2 protein-coding genes are annotated in these 1,145 nt (G+C 70.9%); both read right to left on the bottom strand.

The genetic code is table 11. The annotated features are described in order from the left end of the window. A partial coding sequence (locus tag FL311_RS43285) for a YbhN family protein (RefSeq protein WP_194869646.1) occupies positions 1–439 on the bottom strand: 439 nt, incomplete at its 3' end. 72 nt (positions 440–511) lie between these two features. Beyond that, a complete protein-coding gene (locus FL311_RS43290) occupies positions 512–967 on the bottom strand; it encodes a response regulator transcription factor (RefSeq protein WP_141333523.1) in 456 nt (151 codons plus the stop codon). Positions 968–1,145: the final 178 nt, after the last annotated feature.

The following is a 1,145-nucleotide window of genomic DNA, read 5'->3' on the forward strand; positions in this document are numbered from 1 at the left end:
GTCCCGCGTCCACCACCAGCGCCACGCCCGCCACCGCCAACAGCCCCACCCAGAACGTCAGCGCGTTGAACGTCCCCACCTGCGCCACGTCCAGCGCCGTCAGCCCACGCGCCGAATACAGCCGGTAGCGCACGCCGCCGCCCGTGAGGAACGACATGCCGATGTTGTGGCCGAACGCGTACCCCACGAAGGACGTGAAGCCCACCTGCCGGTAGGGCAGCCGCTTCCCCAGGTGACGCAGCGACAACACGTCATACAGCGTCAACGCCAGGTAGTTGCACGCCGCGCACACCACCGCCAACGCGACGCGCTCTCGCGGAATGGACACGAGCCCCCGGGCCACGTCCTCACCGTGCAGTTGGCGCAGCTCGTGCCGCAGCACCACGAACGCCAACGCCAGCAGCGCCAGGGGAAGCAAGGCGAGGAGCGCCCGCTTCATCAGGTTCCTCGAGTACACCCCTTCACGGTGCTCACCCGCCCGCGCCAGGGCACTCGAAGGGCACCCAGGCCCTCAACGCGACGGCGGCACGAGCGCCTCCGCCGTGGCGCACAAATCCTCCATGGCGAAGGGCTTGTCCAACACACACGCCGCCCCCAGCTGCGCCGCGTCCCGGTGCAGCTGCGCATCTCCAAACGCGGTGATGAGGATGACCGGCGTCGTCCACCCCTCCCGCCGCAGCCGCGCCACCACCTCCAGCCCCGAGTACCCCGGCATGCGCACGTCCGTGATGATGAGGTCCGGCACCAGCGTCTGGTCCGCCAGCAACCCGTCGATGATGGCCTTCACCAACCCAGGCCCGTCCGCCGCCTCCACCACCTCATAGCCCCGGCGCTTGAGCGCCCGATGCAGCAGGGCGCGCATCTCCGGTTGATCCTCCGCCACCAACACCCGAGGCGCCTGCTCGCGCCCCGTGCTCGGGAGCGGCCACGGCTGGACTCCAACTCCCTGCTCCTCGTCTGGCCCCATCAAGACGTCCTCCTCCTGGCGTGGTGGGATGCCCGCCCGCGTGCCCTCCCGACGAGGGCGCCCACAGGGCGAGGCGTGCCCGGGCCAGAGCATTCGACGTGCCACGCCCTTCCCCGGGAGGGCGAGGCAAACCGCCCCGGGGAGATTTGCCCCGACCGGGGCACTTTGCCCCGCGCCC

This window comes from Myxococcus sp. AB025B, assembly GCF_006518215.1.
GTDB classification, from domain to species: domain Bacteria; phylum Myxococcota; class Myxococcia; order Myxococcales; family Myxococcaceae; genus Myxococcus; species Myxococcus fulvus.